General features: G+C 58.8%; 2 protein-coding genes and 1 pseudogene. All 3 read left to right on the top strand.

Annotated elements, in window-relative coordinates:
- Positions 1–270: hypothetical protein (locus QVO51_RS03995; RefSeq protein WP_288167837.1), on the top strand; the 270-nt coding region annotated here is incomplete at its 5' end.
- Complete coding sequence (locus tag QVO51_RS03990) at positions 260–1,027, top strand: Nif3-like dinuclear metal center hexameric protein (protein ID WP_022357336.1); 768 nt, start codon at positions 260–262, stop codon at positions 1,025–1,027. The genes QVO51_RS03995 and QVO51_RS03990, both read left to right, overlap by 11 nt.
- Positions 987–1,421 (top strand): annotated as a pseudogene (locus QVO51_RS03985) (NFACT family protein); the annotation flags it as partial. The gene QVO51_RS03990 and the pseudogene QVO51_RS03985, both read left to right, overlap by 41 nt.
- Positions 1,422–1,468: the final 47 nt, after the last annotated feature.

The raw sequence follows: 1,468 nt of genomic DNA, 5'->3' as shown, positions 1-1,468 counted from the left end.
ATCCCGGCACAGGAGGAGCAGCGGCTGTACACGGTGATGCAGGCGCAGTATACCGGGGAAAAGCGGAACATATCTCCTCTGGAGGCTCGCATCGGTGCGCTGGATCAAAGGGATCCCGTTGCCCGGGCGTATGTACAGGCGCAGACGGATGCACTGGAAAAAAAGGCGGCAGGATTGACCCGGGCAGGACTGGATGCCGGGTCGGAAGAAGCATTGGCGGCGGCATTGACTGCCTGGGCACAGGGAAAGGAGCAGGAGCATGCAGGTTAAGGAAATTTACAACTGGCTGGACGCATACGCCCCCTTTGCAGGTCAGGAACGGTGGGATAACTCCGGCTTGCTGGTGGGTAGTATGGAGCAGGAAGTGCATGGGATACTGCTGACTCTGGACATTTCTTCGGATGCGGTGGAGGAGGCTGCCCGGAAGCATTGTGATCTGCTCCTTGCCCACCATCCGGTGATCTTTGACCCCCTGCGGCAGTTGACTCCCACCCATCCTGTGTACGGGTTGGTACAGCATGGTATGGCGGCGATCTGTTCCCATACCCCTTTGGACAGAGCAGCCGAGGGCGTAAACAACACCCTGCTGGAGCTGCTTCGTCCGGCACTGGAACTGGAGGAATCCGGGCAGATGCTGGAGGAGGGCTTTGGGATGGCAGTGAACAGCCACCGCTGCTGGGATGCTGCACAGCTGGCAGTCGCACTGAAGCAGTGCCTGGATTGCACGGTGGTGCGGTATGCTGCCGGAAACAAGCCCATCCGCCGGATCGGGTTTGCATGCGGTTCCGGCGGTTCCATGCTGGAGGAGGCAATCAGAGCAGGCTGTGATGCGTTTATCACCGGGGATGTGAAGCACGACCGGTGGTATGCTGCCCGATCCGCCGGCATTGCCCTGTTTGACTGTGGGCATTATCACCTGGAGGTGCCGGTGATGCGCCGACTGGAGCAGGCAATGGGACAGGCATTCCCGGAGCTTCCTGTTTTTTATGCAGAGACGAACCGGGATCCGGTACAGTATCAGTTCTGAAAGGAGAATCTTCATGGCATTGGACGGTGCATTTCTGCACATGATACAAGGGGAGCTGGACTGCCTGCTGGAGGGGCGGATCGACAAGGTGTATCAGCCCTCCCGGGAGTCAGTGATCCTGGGCTTTCGCACAAAGCAGGGGGCAAAAAAGCTGCTGATCTCCGCTGCTCCCAGCAGTGCCCGGGTGCATATGACCCAGGTGGCTGTGGATAACCCTGCAAAGCCTCCCATGTTCTGTATGCTTTTGCGGAAGCATCTCACCGGGGGGCGGCTCATTGCCATCCGGCAGGATGGACTGGAACGGATCCTCTTTCTGGACTTTCAGTGTACCAATGAGTTGGGGGACAGCGTGGTCATTACCCTTGCCTGTGAGATCATGGGTCGCTGCTCCAATCTGGTGGTGATCCGGCAGGATGGCACCATTCTGGACTGCCTGCGTCG

This window comes from Ruminococcus sp. CAG:379 (assembly GCF_000434255.1).
In the GTDB taxonomy this organism is placed as follows: Bacteria; Bacillota; Clostridia; order Oscillospirales; family Ruminococcaceae; genus Ruminococcus_F; species Ruminococcus_F champanellensis.
Note: the sequence above shows the minus strand (reverse complement) of the source record. Positions and strands in the feature narration are given on the sequence as shown.

Coding starts and splice junctions, on each gene's coding strand:
- QVO51_RS03990 (WP_022357336.1), top strand. CDS start 260: ATGCAGGTTAAGGAAATTTACAACTGGCTGGACGCATACGCCCCCTTT.